This window comes from Halalkalibacter wakoensis JCM 9140 (genome assembly GCF_000513095.1).
Classification (GTDB): domain Bacteria; phylum Bacillota; class Bacilli; order Bacillales; family Bacillaceae_D; genus Halalkalibacter; species Halalkalibacter wakoensis.
In genome coordinates, this window is the sequence record NZ_BAUT01000087.1 from 1 (window position 1) to 15808 (window position 15808).

The 15808-nt window shown below is 35.1% G+C and carries 17 protein-coding genes and 2 pseudogenes; all 19 read left to right on the top strand.

The window, feature by feature from the left end:
• Positions 1-198: 198 nt before the first annotated feature.
• Positions 199-1083 (top strand): UTP--glucose-1-phosphate uridylyltransferase GalU, encoded by an 885-nt coding sequence (galU, locus tag JCM9140_RS19505; protein ID WP_034750506.1) that lies wholly within the window; start codon positions 199-201, stop codon positions 1081-1083.
• 117 nt (positions 1084-1200) lie between these two features.
• The gene (locus tag JCM9140_RS19510; protein ID WP_034750509.1) at positions 1201-3018 is read left to right on the top strand and encodes a polysaccharide biosynthesis protein; all 1818 of its coding nucleotides are present in this window, start codon (positions 1201-1203) and stop codon (positions 3016-3018) included.
• Positions 3019-3112: 94 nt separating this feature from the next.
• Positions 3113-4480, top strand: coding sequence for an AAA family ATPase (locus tag JCM9140_RS19515; protein WP_034750512.1), 1368 nt, complete (start codon positions 3113-3115; stop codon positions 4478-4480).
• Positions 4467-5030: a hypothetical protein gene (locus tag JCM9140_RS19520; RefSeq protein WP_034750515.1), complete on the top strand. Its 564-nt coding sequence runs from the start codon at positions 4467-4469 to the stop codon at positions 5028-5030. Before JCM9140_RS19515 ends, JCM9140_RS19520 begins: the two co-directional genes overlap by 14 nt.
• Positions 5031-5474 (top strand): type IV pilin protein, encoded by a 444-nt coding sequence (locus JCM9140_RS19525; RefSeq protein WP_034750517.1) that lies wholly within the window; start codon positions 5031-5033, stop codon positions 5472-5474. It abuts the gene before it with no gap.
• 1084 nt (positions 5475-6558) lie between these two features.
• The gene (locus tag JCM9140_RS19530) at positions 6559-7194 is read left to right on the top strand and encodes a sugar transferase (RefSeq protein WP_034750520.1); all 636 of its coding nucleotides are present in this window, start codon (positions 6559-6561) and stop codon (positions 7192-7194) included.
• Positions 7191-7361 (top strand): hypothetical protein, encoded by a 171-nt coding sequence (locus tag JCM9140_RS25340; protein ID WP_369384467.1) that lies wholly within the window; start codon positions 7191-7193, stop codon positions 7359-7361. The genes JCM9140_RS19530 and JCM9140_RS25340 overlap by 4 nt, the downstream gene beginning before the upstream one ends.
• Before the next feature lie 44 nt (positions 7362-7405).
• Positions 7406-8047, top strand: a complete 642-nt coding sequence (locus tag JCM9140_RS19535; RefSeq protein WP_369384468.1) for an NAD-dependent epimerase/dehydratase family protein — start codon at positions 7406-7408, stop codon at positions 8045-8047.
• Positions 8047-8883, top strand: coding sequence for a glycosyltransferase (locus JCM9140_RS19540; protein WP_034750522.1), 837 nt, complete (start codon positions 8047-8049; stop codon positions 8881-8883). The genes JCM9140_RS19535 and JCM9140_RS19540 overlap by 1 nt, the downstream gene beginning before the upstream one ends.
• Positions 8884-8903: 20 nt before the next feature.
• On the top strand, positions 8904-10142 hold the full coding sequence (locus tag JCM9140_RS19545) for a TolB-like translocation protein (RefSeq protein WP_034750547.1): 1239 nt from the start codon (positions 8904-8906) through the stop codon (positions 10140-10142).
• Between the two features lie 33 nt (positions 10143-10175).
• Positions 10176-10316, top strand: a complete 141-nt coding sequence (locus tag JCM9140_RS23970) for a hypothetical protein (protein WP_156314931.1) — start codon at positions 10176-10178, stop codon at positions 10314-10316.
• A 34-nt stretch (positions 10317-10350) separates the two neighbouring features.
• Entirely contained in the window at positions 10351-10926 is a 576-nt protein-coding gene (locus JCM9140_RS19550) for a glycosyltransferase family protein (protein WP_156314932.1), read from the top strand.
• Complete coding sequence (locus tag JCM9140_RS19555) at positions 10895-11362, top strand: glycosyltransferase (protein WP_034750527.1); 468 nt, start codon at positions 10895-10897, stop codon at positions 11360-11362. Before JCM9140_RS19550 ends, JCM9140_RS19555 begins: the two co-directional genes overlap by 32 nt.
• Before the next feature lie 293 nt (positions 11363-11655).
• Positions 11656-12840 carry an O-antigen ligase family protein gene (locus JCM9140_RS19560; protein WP_034750530.1) on the top strand — a complete coding sequence of 395 codons (1185 nt, stop codon included), beginning with the start codon at positions 11656-11658 and terminating at the stop codon, positions 12838-12840.
• 70 nt (positions 12841-12910) lie between these two features.
• Positions 12911-13773: pseudogene (locus JCM9140_RS19570) on the top strand (glycosyltransferase); the annotation flags it as partial.
• Between the two features lie 380 nt (positions 13774-14153).
• A complete protein-coding gene (locus tag JCM9140_RS19575) occupies positions 14154-14636 on the top strand; it encodes an acyltransferase (RefSeq protein WP_052002395.1) in 483 nt (160 codons plus the stop codon).
• A gap of 110 nt (positions 14637-14746) precedes the next feature.
• The gene (locus JCM9140_RS19580) at positions 14747-14974 is read left to right on the top strand and encodes a hypothetical protein (RefSeq protein ID WP_034750538.1); all 228 of its coding nucleotides are present in this window, start codon (positions 14747-14749) and stop codon (positions 14972-14974) included.
• A gap of 57 nt (positions 14975-15031) precedes the next feature.
• Positions 15032-15544 (top strand): transposase, encoded by a 513-nt coding sequence (locus JCM9140_RS19585; RefSeq protein WP_034750541.1) that lies wholly within the window; start codon positions 15032-15034, stop codon positions 15542-15544.
• Positions 15541-15808: pseudogene (locus JCM9140_RS19590) on the top strand (IS3 family transposase); the annotation flags it as partial. The gene JCM9140_RS19585 and the pseudogene JCM9140_RS19590, both read left to right, overlap by 4 nt.

Genomic DNA, 15808 nt, shown 5'->3' on the forward strand with positions numbered 1-15808 from the left:
TTCCACTTAGAGGGAGAATGTTATTCCATGACAAGAATCTAAGGCTTTTCACAGTCTTTGTGGCGTTTATGGGTTGGGTGGATGTGCTGTGATCGTTGCATTGCGCTTCATTTCACTAAGAGGGAAAACGATATTTCTATTAATAATTTTTATGATAATAGCTAGTAAAAGACACTTTACAAAATAGGGGGTTTTTTTATGCAAAAAAAGGTTCGTAAGGCGATTATTCCGGCGGCCGGATTAGGGACAAGGTTCTTGCCGGCGACAAAAGCGATGCCGAAAGAAATGTTGCCTATCGTCGACAAACCGACGATTCAGTACATTATTGAAGAAGCGGTTGAATCTGGGATTGAAGATATCATTATCGTCACAGGTAAAGGAAAGCGTGCGATTGAGGATCATTTTGATCATGCGTTTGAATTAGAGCAAAATTTAATTGAAAAAGAGAAGTTTGAGCTATTAGATAAAGTACAAGCGGCTTCGAAAGTGGATATTCATTATATTCGTCAAAAAGAGCCTAAGGGACTTGGACATGCCGTTTGGTGTGCGCGTAACTTCATTGGCGATGAGCCGTTTGCGGTATTGCTTGGGGATGATATTGTTCAAGCGGATACGCCGTGTACGAAGCAATTGATTGATGTGTATAACCAAACAGGTACATCGGTCATTGGTGTTCAAAGTGTTCCGGATGATCAAACACACCGTTACGGAATTGTTGATCCAATCTCACAAGACGGGCGAACGTATCAAGTTAGCAACTTTGTGGAAAAGCCAGCACAAGGCACCGCACCTTCTAACTTAGCGATCATGGGTCGTTACTTGTTAACACCGCAGATTTTCTCTTTATTAGAAAATCAAGAAACCGGTGCAGGTGGGGAGATTCAATTAACGGATGCGATTGCGCGTTTAAATGAACAACAGTATGTGTATGCGTATGATTTTGAAGGTGAGCGTTTTGATGTGGGGGAGAAGTTAGGGTTTGTTTTGACGACATTGAAGTTTGCTCTTCAAAATGAAGAGATTAGTCAACCATTACTGAAAGAAATGGAAGAGCTTTTGCGCAAGAGTAAAGCTGTTCTATAAGGCAGGGTAAAGTAGGTTAAGGTTTTAAAGCCTTAACCTATTATTCTTCTTAGAAGAGTCATAGGTTAGTGCTTTAGAACGTTCATTTAGTTTTCATTCGGAAGGAGAAGGAAAAATATGTCTTATCGAAAACGAGTAGCATCCTTAATGATGGTAGATTCGATCATCGTGTTAACCGCGATTTTTATTAGTAATTTCTTATTAATTCCTCAGTCAAGTCCTTTTACGATGATGATGGTTGTGAGTGCGGTCACGTTGTTAATTGGTCACCATTATTTTGCGAATCGCTACAAGCTTTATCATAAAGTATGGCAGTATGCGAGTATTTCAGAATTAATGGGAATCTTTAAAGCTGTGACATTCTCTTTAGTGTTAACCGGAGCCGTACAGCTTTTGTTCTTCCAAGCGATTTCGTTAAGAACGCTCGCGATCACGTGGATGATGCATATCCTCTTTATTGGGGGATCGCGTTTTTCTTGGAGATTATATAGAGACCATTACATTCAACCAAGAAAAAATCAGAAAAACACGCTCATCATCGGTGCCGGTGCTGCGGGTACGATGGTTGCGAGGCAGCTTCAACAAAGTCACGAATCAGACATGCAGGCAGTCGCTTTTATCGACGACGATCTGACGAAGCAGCATCTTGAGTTATTAGACTTACCGGTTGTCGGTGGCGTCGAAGCGATTGTTGCAACGGTTGAAAAGTTAAATATTGAACATATCATTATAGCGATCCCTTCCCTTTCGAAACAAGAGTTAAACGTCATTTTTAAAGAATGTTCCAAAACAAAAGCAAAAACAAAAATTCTTCCACGTATTGAAGACATTATGTCTGGAAAAGTATCGGTTAATCAGTTCCGTGATGTCGAAGTAGAAGACTTGCTTGGACGTGAGCCCGTTGAGCTTGATATTAACGGAATTGAACAATACATTAAAGGAAAAACGATTCTTGTCACAGGTGCTGGCGGCTCGATCGGATCGGAAATTTGCCGTCAAATTGCGATGTTTGCACCAAAAGAATTGGTTATGCTCGGTCACGGAGAGAACAGCATTTACTCGATTGAAATGGAGCTAAAACGAACAGCACCAGATTTGACGATTTCCACAGAAATAGCTGATGTTCAAGACCGTGAGAAAATGTTTTCGATCATGTTTAACAGACAACCACACGTTGTCTTCCATGCCGCAGCTCATAAACATGTTCCATTAATGGAGCGCAACCCTGAAGAAGCGGTGAAAAACAATGTGATCGGAACACGAAATGTAGCCGAAGCGTCAAGTGAAGCAAAAGTGAATACGTTCGTTATGGTCTCAACAGATAAAGCCGTAAACCCAACGAGTGTGATGGGAGCAACGAAGCGTATAGCGGAGATGGTTGTCCAGCATATGGACATGATTAGTGAGACAAGATTCGTCGCGGTTCGATTTGGGAATGTACTTGGAAGCCGCGGGAGTGTGATTCCACTATTTAAACAACAAATTCAAAACGGTGGGCCATTAACAGTCACCCATCCGGAAATGGTTCGGTACTTTATGACGATTCCAGAAGCATCAAGACTCGTCCTTCAAGCGGGGGCACTTGCTGAAGGTGGCGAAGTGTTTGTCCTTGATATGGGGGAGCCGGTGAAGATTGTCGATTTAGCTCGTAACTTGATTAAGCTTTCTGGATATACAGAAGAGGAGATTCCGATCGTATTCTCAGGAATGAGACCTGGGGAGAAGATGTTTGAGGAATTGCTAGGAGAAGATGAAGTTCATAATGAGCAGGTGTATCCGAAGATTTACCGTGGGAAAACGCCTGAGGTGAATATTAATGTGACGTATGAGCTGGTGGAGCGGTTTGAAGGGTTGAGTCGTGAGGAGTTACGGGAGCAGTTGTTGGATATTGCGAATTTTCGGGTGCGGGAGTTGGCGTTGAAGGCAGTGAAGTAAGCTAGCAATCTATCATTGATTTTTCTTGTTTGCTGTATATGTTAGCGAGTTTTGTATATACTGGTATGAGAAGAAGATGAGGAGGTGTGGTCGTATGGAACAATCTTGGAGGTTATCATTTCGTGATTTTGGCAAGATCAAAAGTGGTTCAGTTGAAATTGCGCCGCTCATGTTATTTGTTGGTGACAATAACAGTGGCAAAAGTTATGTGATGACATTGCTTTGGGGCGTGTTAACTGAAGCTAGAAAGTTATTTCCAAACGACCCACCGTCGAGTAAAGTGTACAAAGAAGTGGACCAGTACCTTGTCCACATTATGGGGAAGAAAACATCGATTACGAATGAAGAGGCTCAAGTGTTTGTTGACTGGTTTAACGATCTTTTAAAACAGAAAAAGAAGGAATTGACAAATCGAGTTTTTCAACGTCGTCTCGATATTGGGTATCTGGCCATCACGAATTTCAAACGAACCAAACCACTAGAAATCAAATTTGAAGAAAAACGTAACGGTGAGATGTTTCGCTATTCAAGTGGCAAACATTACATTCGCATTCCGTATTCGGAACGAAGTCAGAACTTAGCAAGTGAACGATACAAAATAGCTAAATATGTGACATGGAAGCTGTTAATGGATCAATTAAGTTCACCATTATATCCAACAGGTGACAGTACAGCTTCGAATACTCGTGCCATAGGAGAGGCTCTCTATTTACCTGCTTCAAGGACTGGGTTTATGCTGACCTATAAAACGTTAGTTCAGGATATGATGGAGATGGCCATTCATGAAAAACAGGATGATCCGCGCCTTCAGTTTACCTTACCAGTATACCGGTTTCTGCAAGGGCTACTGAAACTTGATGAATCAACGAAATCGAAATATGAGGATATCGGCGAATTTATCGAAAGGGAGATTTTAAAAGGGGAAATGAAACAACAAAATGGTGTCATTCCTACGTTTTATTATCAGCCTCATGAACAAGAGCGTCCGATGCCACTTTATCTAACATCATCTCTTGTAACGGAACTATCTCCTTTGATTTTATTTTTAAAGTCAAAAACGACGTATAAGTCGTTATTTTTTGAAGAAGCGGAGGCTCATTTGCATCCTCGTGTTCAACGGATTTTAGCCATTGCGTTAGTGAAATTAGTGAATCGGGGTATTCCGGTATGGTTAACAACTCATAGTGATATTCTCTTTCAACAAATAAACAATGTCATGAAGTTAGCTAAACATCCGAATCGTCAAGAATTGATGGATCGTTATGGATATGTAGAAGAAGATGTATTAAACTCTTCTCATGTGCGTGCCTATCAGTTTAAACGAACGGAGGTCAAAACCATCATTGAAGAGCTTGAGGTAACAGATAATGGATTTCCAGCTGAAACGTTTAACCAAGTCATTTTTGATTTGAACGAGGAAACATATGACTTACAAATAGGTGATGATGATGAAGAATCTTGAACAATTGGAACCGACCTTTTATGATTACGCTGATGGTGGAACGGTAAAAGTTGTGGAGACAGAAAAAAGCGGCGAAGCGGAATTAACCATTCAATTAAAGTATAAGGCCATTTCCTTTGTGATCAAATCAGGAAATGGCTTTTCTTATTTGAAGACAAAAAATACTCCAGATGGGATTGTCTTTGAAGAAAATCCAGACCAAGGCTGGATCTTGCATATCTTTGAATGCAAAAAGACCGTTACAGAAAAGGCTTGGAAAAAAGCAAAATTACAGTTTGATGGAGGCCTCCTGCATGCTGACATGCTACGAGGCTTACTAGATGTACCAGCGTTTTCTGAAGTCAAAGTGTACACGGTCTACCGAGAATCAAAACTGTTTACTCAAAGTCCAAGCCCTGGACTTTATCGACAGCCAGTTGGAGTAAAAATGACTAAACCTCCTTATTCAGATTGGAAAGAGAATCAGCTTACAATTGTAAATGGATTACGTGTCTCTCATAAAAAGATCAAATTGGATCAAGAAGGAAGAGGGATAATGGAGTTAGGATGAGTGGACGATCTTCAAGACAGATACGTGTGTGTTGTCTCCTTAAACGCTTTACTAAAAAAGAAAGGTGGCTATGTGATGATTCCAAAAGTTCCACGAAAGTTATTTGTTAGTATGAGAAGAGAGCAAGGACTGACATTGGTTGAGATTCTTGTCGTCGTGGTTATGATCGGAATCATCGCAGCTATTGCGGTTCCGCTTTTTATTGGGGTAATTGAGAAGGCGGAGGAGGATGTGTGTGGGGTGAATGTGATGCATGTTGAGCGTGGGTATGAGAGGTGGCTTGTTTTGGAGGATGTGGAGCACTCGGAATTGGTGTTTTCTCAGTATGTTGTTGAGAATGAGGTTGGTGGGTGTGAGGGGTGTGAGGGAGAGGATGATGGTGGGGGTGCGGTGTCCGTTTTTTTAGGGTGGATTGAGTGGGGGAGGGGAAGGGAGAATGGTTAAGAGATGACCGTAACATATTGTGTTGAAATTAATGAAAATCCACGGGATTATACAATATATGGGTATTATCTATTTAACATAGTACCATTTTGTTAGTATATAAAGATAAAATGGCTAAAATCAGGTATTTGGATTTTGGAAAACGTTGATTTGACGGGGTTTTTGGTAACCTAAAATATGGAAAAATATTGAATGGACTTGAGGAAGGGAGAACGCTATTAAGATATAGTTATAGAATGATAGATTTACCAAGGATTTGAGGCACTTTTTAAGTACATTTAAGTGTTTGAAAAAGGTGTAGGTAACATCATTCAATCATAAATGGATAGGTTACAAAATGGAATTAAATGTTTATTGAATGGTGATAATTGATTGGGGATTGAGACGTGAGTATAGTGTTTAGACAAGGATTAAAGCACTTACTAATAGCTTTTGTTCTTATCGAAAAAGATAGGAACAGCTAGAAACGTTGATACTACAGCGTTTTTTATGGATTTGTTCCTGTGTTCCTAAGAAATCAGAAAAAGTTCGTTTGATTGTGTATTTAGTGGGAACTGACTATCGTAGCTAGATTATCACAATATGTAGTATTGGAATTAGCTTTAAATCACACATTTAATACAATATATTGATTTCATCTAAAGAGCATACTCTTATTTGATCAATCGAAAAAGATAAAAGGGTCAATTTTAACCTAAAATATGGAAATTATAATTTTGAAAACGTTGATTTGACGGGCTTTTCATATTCCTATAAATGGAAAAAAGATTGAATGAAATCAAGGAACTGACTATCGCAGTTAGATTGAGTGCTAGAAACCTTTCGGGATAAGGGTTTGAGGTGTTTTTAGTGAGATTTATAGATTGATTGAATGGTATATATAATAGGAAGAAACTCGGTTTGAAGTGCTAAAACAGTAAATATCTAATTCGTATTTGCTTGGTAGATTGAATAGGTATTACGAGGTGGCTATCAGTAGTAGATAACAATTTTAGTGGTTTAGTAGTTGTTTGGAATGGAAGAATAACAGATTCTAATTAAGTCCTAATCTACTAAAGATCAAATTTTTAAGGAGTGTAGCTGGATGTATATGAAGGTTAAAAGATTGATAGATATTATTCTTTCTTTAATAGGACTTATTGTCTTATCACCCATTTTTTTAATTCTAATAATTGCTATTAAGGTGGATTCAAGAGGTCCCGTCTTATTTAAGCAAAAACGTGTAGGAAGCAACAAGACCCATTTTAATATATTGAAATTCCGTACCATGAGAATAGATACACCGAAGGACACTCCTACTCACTTATTAGGTAATCCAGAACAGTATATCACAAGGATGGGTAAATTCCTGAGAAAGACCTCACTTGATGAGCTTCCGCAGATTTGGAATATTTTTGTGGGACAGATGAGTATTATTGGGCCAAGACCAGCACTATGGAATCAGTATGATCTGATTGCTGAACGGGATAAATATGGTGCTAATGATGTGCCTCCTGGATTGACAGGTTGGGCACAGATTAATGGTAGAGATGAGCTTCCTATTGAAGTGAAAGCGAAGTTGGATGGGGAGTACGTTGAGAAGATTAGCCTCTGGATGGATGTAAAGTGCTTCTTCGGGACCATAGTTAGTGTTGTTAAAAGTGACGGTGTTGTTGAAGGTGGGACTGGAACTACAGCGAAGAAAGAAATCGCGAGTAGTAAGGAGAGTACTTCCAAATGAAAAAGATACTGATAACAGGTAAAAATAGCTATGTGGGTATGAACTTAGAGAAATGGCTTGGAAACCATTCCGATAGATATTCAATAGATTCGATTAGTTTAAGAAACGAATCGTGGAAGGAAAAAGACTTCTCAGAGTATGATGTTGTGTCTCATGTGGCTGGATAGCACATATAAAGGAAACAAAGAAAAATGCAGATCTTTATTATAAGGTGAACCGTGACTTGGCTTTCGAAGTTGCTCAAAAGGCAAAAAATGCTGGCGTTAAACAGTTTGTATTTTTGAGTTCTATGAGTGTCTATGGGATTGATAGTGGTATGATTGACGCAAATTCTCGACTTAATCCTAAAAGTCATTATGGGAAGTCTAAGATGCAGGCTGAGGAAATGATAAAACCTTTAAATGATGAAAAATTTAATGTTGCAATTTTACGCCCCCCGATGATATATGGAAAGGGCTGTAAAGGTAATTATCCAAGGCTAGCAAACCTTGCATTAAAAGTACCAATATTTCCCGAGATAAATAATAAGCGTAGTATGATATATATAGATAATTTATCTGAGTTTGTAAAGGTATTAATTGATGATTGTAATAGTGGAATGTTTTTTCCTCAAAATAGTGAGTATGTGAGTACAAGTGAGATGGTCAGGACGATTGCTGAAGTTCATGGAAAGAAGGTTTTGATGACTAGGCTGTTTAATCCATTCTTAAGATTGCTAAAAACTCGAACACTTAATAAGGTATTCGGTGACTTAATCTATGAAAAGAGGATGTCTGAGTATAAAAAGGAGTACAACGTAAATAAATTTATAGAGTCAATTCAATTGACGGAAAATATGGAGTGTAGTGACTAATGCTTGAAAAAGACTACAGTGTATTAATGTCAGTTTATCATAAAGAAAATCCAACCTACTTCAGAACAAGTATAGAGAGCATGATAAATCAGACTTTACCTCCTAATCAGATTGTAATTGTTAAGGATGGTAAGCTTACCGATGAACTTAATGAAGTGATTAAAGAATATGAATTATTTTACCCTAATATGTTTACTATAGTTCCTTTAAATAATAATGTAGGCTTAGGAAGTGCACTAAATGAGGGCTTGAAACAGTGCAGAAATGAACTAGTCGCAAGAATGGATGCGGATGATATCTCTGTTAGAGAAAGATGTGAATTGCAAGTTCAAGAATTTATTAATAATAGCAATTTAAGTATAGTTGGCGCAATCATTGATGAGTTTTACGAAGACCCTAATGATATTGTTTCTTCGAGAGTCGTGCCAACAAGCCATAAAGATATACTGAAGTTTTCAAGAAGAAGGAATCCATTTAATCACCCAACTGTTATGTATAAAAAATCTGAAGTTTTATGTTGTGGTGGTTATGGTAAATATAGACGAAATCAGGATCTGGATTTGTTTGTTCGTATGTTGAATAGTGGGTATATTGCTGCAAATATTGGTAAAGCTTTGGTACTATTTCGTGCCAATGAAGATAACCTTAAGAGAAGGAAAAGTTGGGAGAAATGCAAAAGTTATATAAGCATGATATATAACTTTTGGAAATTGGGATATTCAAGCTTGTTTGACTTGATTGTGGTAACAACAAGTCAAATAATCGTTTTTCTAGCCCCGCTATGGTTTCTTGAATGGTTATCAAATACATTCCTTAGAAAAACACATATTAAATGAGAGAGTGGGAACTGGGAACTATGAATATTGAAAATAAAATTAATATGTTCTTAAACAGAATACCAGTAGCTAAAAGGGTAATTAAAAGGATATATCAATATTCTATGTATGCAATCTCTTCTAAAGTTAAGTTTGAAGGGGATATAAAGAGAATTTCACCACAAGATGGAATGGAGTATTTTTTTGGATATTACGATAAATCGCCTTGGGATGCTTCAGATAGATATATGCTGTGTTTAAGAGTAAAAAAAACAAATAAATCTGTAGCTCCCAAAGAATCTGCAGAGATCGTTTTATTCGATACTCAAGATAATAATTCCTTTAAAGTAATTGGACATACAAGAACTTGGAATGTACAACAGGGATGCATGCTGCAATGGCTTGGACCAGATTTTTCTGAAAGAATCATTTTTAACGACTTTAGAAACGGGGAATATTGTTCAGTAATTCTAAATATAAGAACAAATGAAGAGAGAGTAATAGACATGCCTGTTTATAGTGTTTCACAGGATGGTAAGTTTGCTCTTACACTCGATTTTTCACGTCTTCACAGGCTCCGCAAAGGTTATGGATATTCAAATCTAATCGAGACTACTAGTGATGAGAAGTGTCCAGATATGCCTTGTATTTGGAAAATAGAACTTGGAACCGGTGAAGTAAAACCTTTACTGAAATATACTGATTTTGCGCAATTTGAAACAAGATTAGAAATGAAGGAAGCAGAGCATAAAGTTAACCATATAATGATAAATCCTTCTGGAAGTCGTTTTATGATACTTCATAGATGGTTTGAAGGTACTAGAAAATATACTAGATTGGTCACAGCTAATTCCGATGGGACAGAGATGTACAATTTAAATGATGATAATATGACCTCGCATTGTTTTTGGAAGAACGATTCAGAAATTGTAGCTTATGCCCATAAAACTTCTACTGGAAATGGTTATTACCTTATGAAAGATAAATCTAAAGAATACCAAAGAAAATGGCCTGAATTATCTTCAGATGGGCACCCAAGTTATTCTCCAGATGGAAGTATGGTTGTTACAGATACCTATCCTGATAGGGCGAGGAAAGCAAAAGTCTACATTATAAAAAATGGTGAAGTGAAAATGTTAGCTACTGTTTTTGCACCTTTTAAATATGATAATGATTTCAGGTGTGATTTACATCCAAGGTGGAATAGAAAAACAACTAGTATATGCTTTGATTCAGTCCATGAAGGGAAAAGGGCTTTATACGTAGTAGATGTTAAATAATAACCATTGGTTATTTATCAAGGAGTAGAGATGATGAGAAAAAAAGTTGTATTTTGTGAATCAGGTTATAATATCTTTTATGGCGCACAACAATCTTTATATAATTTTTTAATTAATGCTGATAAAGAATTGTTGGAAATAGTTGTATTAACCCCCGATAGGTATATTTACTGAAGAACTAGAGAATAGAAACATTACTGTTGAGATAGTGAATTATCCAGAGGAATTAAATAGAACTGGCTCGGAATTAAGAAAAGGTGGCATAAATAAGAAGTTTAAAATGCTATTAGGCATAGGTAAATATATAAAAAATTATATAAAGTATTTTAAAAAAAATAGAGATATTGACTTGGTTTATTGTAATGATATTCGCTCAATCTTAACATGTGGTTTAGCAGCAAAGTTATCGGGGATTCCTGTGTTATGGTATGTAAGAATTGATAAAAGGCTTGGGATTTTTAATCATATAGGAGCAAATATAGCTAATAAAATTGTTGTTATTGCTGATAATGTAAAAAAGATTTTTAATGCTCAATATATATGGAATTCAAAAAATAAATTTAGAACAGTTTATACAGGAATTGATTTAGATTCTGTTGACCAAGTTGTTTCAGATAATTCATTAAAAAAGCAGTACTCTATTGAATTTGATATGAATTTAGTTGGAATTATCGCTTCGATTCAACCAAGAAAAGGCCAAAAAGATTTAATAAATTCTATTGTTCAATTACAAAAGAATAAAAGTTTAGTTCTTGATAAAACTCGATTTTTTAATTATTGGTGATATATTAAATGATTCGGAAATTAGATATTTGGAAGAAATAAAAGAAATAATTACTGAAAATAATTTGATGGATTACGTTTATTTTCTAGGTTGGAGACAAGATGTTTTAAGTATTATGAAAGAATTAGATTTAATAGTTCTTCCATCATATAGTGAAGGTTTACCCAGAACTGTACTAGAGTCATTAGCTTGCAGTTGCCCAGTGATTGCAACTGATGTTGCCGGTACAGGGGAAATCATTGAACATAAAGCAAATGGTATGCTTATAAAACCAGGAGATGTAAATGCTTTATCGGAAGCTCTTGAATATATGCTTATTGATAAGACCAAATTACGTCAAATGGGGATTGAAGGAAGAAAAACAATAGAAAACAAATTCCTTATGGAAAAATATGTAAATGATCTGCAGGACATTATTATTAAAACAGTTAAATAACTAGCCCTGTTTATGTGTCCCTCTGAAATTTATTAGTGACTCATAAAAAATGAACTTTGTGAAAAGAATTGACTTCTATTATTGAGTTTAGATATATAAACCATCGTTTCAATTAAAATTTTTCCTTGTTTTGATGTTTCAATAAAAATTAAAGTTGAATGCTAATTAATTATTTTGGTTTAGCTTTTAAAAGATGATTTAGGTAACAAATTAAATTAGACCATAAGAAATATTAACTTTTATGAGACAGTAGCTAAAAATTAATATTTAGGGTTATACATTGGAGGATTTTAATGAAGTTAAAATTAAATAATAAATCTTCTTTCTCAGAAAAAACTTCATTTGTGGTGATTATAATTCTAATGCTTGCTATATTTGCATTCCCTGGCGACACTATATTAATGTTATTATCTCCATTATTATTCATATTAGTTTTACTTATACAAAAACTTCTTGGATCTGGAATAAATTTGAATTTTTATGTCATTTGGGGTTTTTTATTCGCCTTACTATGTTTATCCTCAGTTTTTTGGGCACAAAGCACAGAATTAGCACTACAGGATTCAATTAAGGTTATTCAAATTATAATTATTTGTTCATTATTAAGCATGTGGGTGGATAATGAACAGAAAGTGTTTGCGGTATTAAACGTAATTATTGTTTCAAACTTAATAATGTTATTAAGAATATTGATGGATTACCCTTTTTGGGAAATGGTTGCCAATAAGAGAGCACATATTTTAGGACTACAAGTAAATACTATATCAATGAAGTTCACATTAAGCACAATTTTATGTTTATTCTTATTTTCTATTAAAAAAGGTAAAGTTAAAATCTTTTATATAATTTCTATTCTTCTTTTTCTGACCTCTATATTATTTCTAGGCTCTAGACGTTCATTTGTTATTGGATTGATAAGTCTTTTTGTTTATGGGGTTCTTAATTCGAAAAACCTAAGAAAAACATTTAGTACATTAGGCATTGCATCTATTGTAAGTTTTATTTTAAGTTACCTTATTATTAATGTTCCTGAACTATATGGGATTATCGGATATAGATTAGAACAATCAGTTACAAATTTTCTTAACGGTCAGTCATTGGATTCAACTAGAGAATCTTTAGTAGAGATTGGGATAAATTTATTTAAGGAAAAGCCTATCTTAGGCTGGGGTACTGGTAACTATTCATTTGTTAGTGGAACTGGTCTATATTCACATAATAATTTTATTGAGCTACTGTCATCCTTAGGAATTATAGGGTTAATTATGTTTTATATTTTTTATATTATATTCATTTATAATATCTTTAAGCTACCAAAATACATTAAACCATTTATGTATACTTTAACTATATCCTTATTGCTTTCAGACTTAGCGGCACCTAGTTATTCTGTCTTATATATACATGTATTCTTTGCGATTTTAGTTGGGTATCAATTGTCTTTAAAAAGGAAAATGTGGCCTAGAGAAATTAAGTAGTTTAAAAAAAAGCGAAATATTTGAAGAAATGGAGGTTTTGAAATTGGAAAATACTCCTTTTTTTAGTGTTGTGGTCCCAACCTATAAAAGACCTAGACTATTAAAGGCAGCGGTAGAGAGTATATTAAATCAAACGTATAACAATTACGAAGTAATAATTATAGATGACGATAATTCAAATAATGAAGTAGAGAAAATAGTTAAGAGTTTTAAAGATGACAGGATTAAATTATACAAGAATAAACTAAACCAAGGTGGGGAGGTGCTAGAAATACTGGAATTAAATATGCGAAAGGTAAATGGATAGCGTTCTTAGACGATGATGACTGCTTTTTGCCAAATAAACTAGATTTATTTTATAACAGTATACGTTGTTTAGACGATCAAATAGCTATCTTGTATAGTGGTTATATTAGTTACAATTTTGAAAGTCGAAAAGAGATAAAAAGGTATTATCCAATTAAGAAGGGCGAGATTTATTATGATTTACTATATAAGAATTATTTAGGAGGGTTTAGTGCAGTAGTAATTCGAAGGGATGTACTAATAGAAGTTAACGGTTTGGATGAAAATTTAGAATCTAGACAAGATTTAGATCTTTACGTAAGGATTACTAAGAATTATAAGGTTGATTACATTGACGACTGCTTAGTAAGATATAGAGTTTCAAATAATGATAGAATATCATTAAATACTTTAAAACGTTTACGTGGTAATCTGAAGTTTAATCAAAACTATATTAGTGGAAAAAGTGATGTTTCACTTAAATTAAAATGTCGTTCAGGAGCAAGAATCTTTGCATATGCTATTGTTGAAAAAAAATGGGATATAACATTTAAATATATTTCTAGTTTTATGATGTTAATGGTTTTGGACTTTAGATACTTTTTGACAATGATTAAAATTATTTTTACAGCTAGAAAAACTATAAGTTAATACTGTGCTTCAATGTATATAAATCTGTATTCTTATCAAGGAAGATGTAAGACACTGAATACATCTATATAAAGTGCTACCTCTACTATAACCAAGAACTACCTAGTATACGTTAACAAACTAGACGTGCTCTTTATAAATGGGGAGGCTGTCATAATAGCCCTGTTGGTTAAGCTAGCCTCATGAATGCTGGCTTTTAGCTTGGGAATCTATGCCCTTGAGGCTCTGTGTAAAGTGATAATCTGGTATCACTAGCTGATTGCAGGCGCCTGTTAATTTTGGCTATCCTGATGGCACTAAGTCATGGCAATTTTCAAAGTCTTTATAGTTGCAGACAACCTTTAAAAAAATATACATCTATATAGGGTGATTATCAATTGTTATTAATAAGAAAAATAAAACTCAAGGTAAAAAGTAAATTTAAATTATTTTTATTAAAAGTATTTGAATCTAACGTTACAATAGGAAAAAATGTTACTATTCGAAACAGATTTAGTCCAAATGTTAATGGTGGGAAATTATCTATTGGAAATAATGTTTTTTTTAATAACGACTGTTCAATTAATTGCAGAGGGAAAATTATGATTGATGATCATTGTTTATTTGGTGAAAATGTAAAGATGTACGATCATAATCATGTTTATGCGGACAGAGAAACACCTATTTCCAAGCAAGGAATGAGAGTTGGAGAAATAAGAATAGGTAGAAATTGTTGGATTGGGAGTAATACAGTAATACTTGCGAATGTAGAAATTGGAGATAATGTTGTCATAGGTGCTAACTGTCTAATATACAAATCCATTCCAAGTAATTCAGTAGTAAAAAACAAGACCGAATTAATCATACAGAATAGGAATTAGTTTAGAACAAGTTACTTCTTATACTCTAAAATACTTTAAAAGTAAAAATTGTTTCAAAAAATATAAAGCAAATACGCTTGTAAAAATAGATAAACATTTAGGAGGAAATGATGGGGAAATATGTGTTAATAACTGGTGGAGAGTTATTTAATAAGGGTGCACAAGCTATGACATTTACTACTGTTAATGAGATAAAAAGTAGATTTAAAGATAAGGAAATAGTTCTACTTTCATCAAGGGATTACTTAAGAGATAAAAATGAAAAGGAACAGTATTCATTTAAAATATTACCTATGAATTTAGATATATCTTTTGCATTGCCCCCTCTGTTAGGATAGATGTCATAGGATACTTTAGTGTTATAGTTTAAGTAAATAACACGGAGGTCGATCGATATGAAAGAAAAAAATGGAGTGCGTTATTCAAAGGAACAAAAAGAAGCAATCGTTAAACGAATGATGCCACCACATAACGAATCAGTGGCTACTATCTCGAAGGAAGAAGGCATCACAGAACCAACGTTGTACAAGTGGCGTAAGGCTGCACGAGAAGCTGGTGTGCCAACGCCTGGAAATGGACAAACAAGTGACAAATGGACCAGTCAAGATAAGTTTTTAATCGTAATGGAGACCTTTGCGATGAACGAAACGGAACTGGCTGAATACTGTCGTAAAAAAGGATTGTACCGTGAACAGATTGAATCATGGCGATCCGTTTGTCTCCAGGCAAACGGACAAGTCTATGATCAATCAAAGCAATTATCTGGTGCGTTAAAGGAAGAACAGAAACGGGCAAAACAGTTAGAAAAAGATCTTCAAAAGAAGGAGAAAGCATTAGCGGAAGCTGCGGCGTTATTATTACTCAGAAAAAAGGCCCAAGCGATTTGGGGGGACGACGAGGAAGAATGATTAGCCCATCAAATAGCGCATTAGCTGTAGAACTCATCCAAGAAGCCAATCAAAACGGTGCGCGGTTAGCGAAGGCTTGTGAGGAACTTTATATTAGTGTACGAACCTACGAGCGCTGGGTCGCAGATGGTGAGGTTAAGGTCGATCAGCGTCCCTTTGCGAAAAGACCTGTTCCAAAAAATAAGTTGTCTGAGGAAGAAAAAAAAAGAAATTATCGAGGTTGTCAAACAAGAAGAATTTGCCGATCTCCCTCCAACACAAATT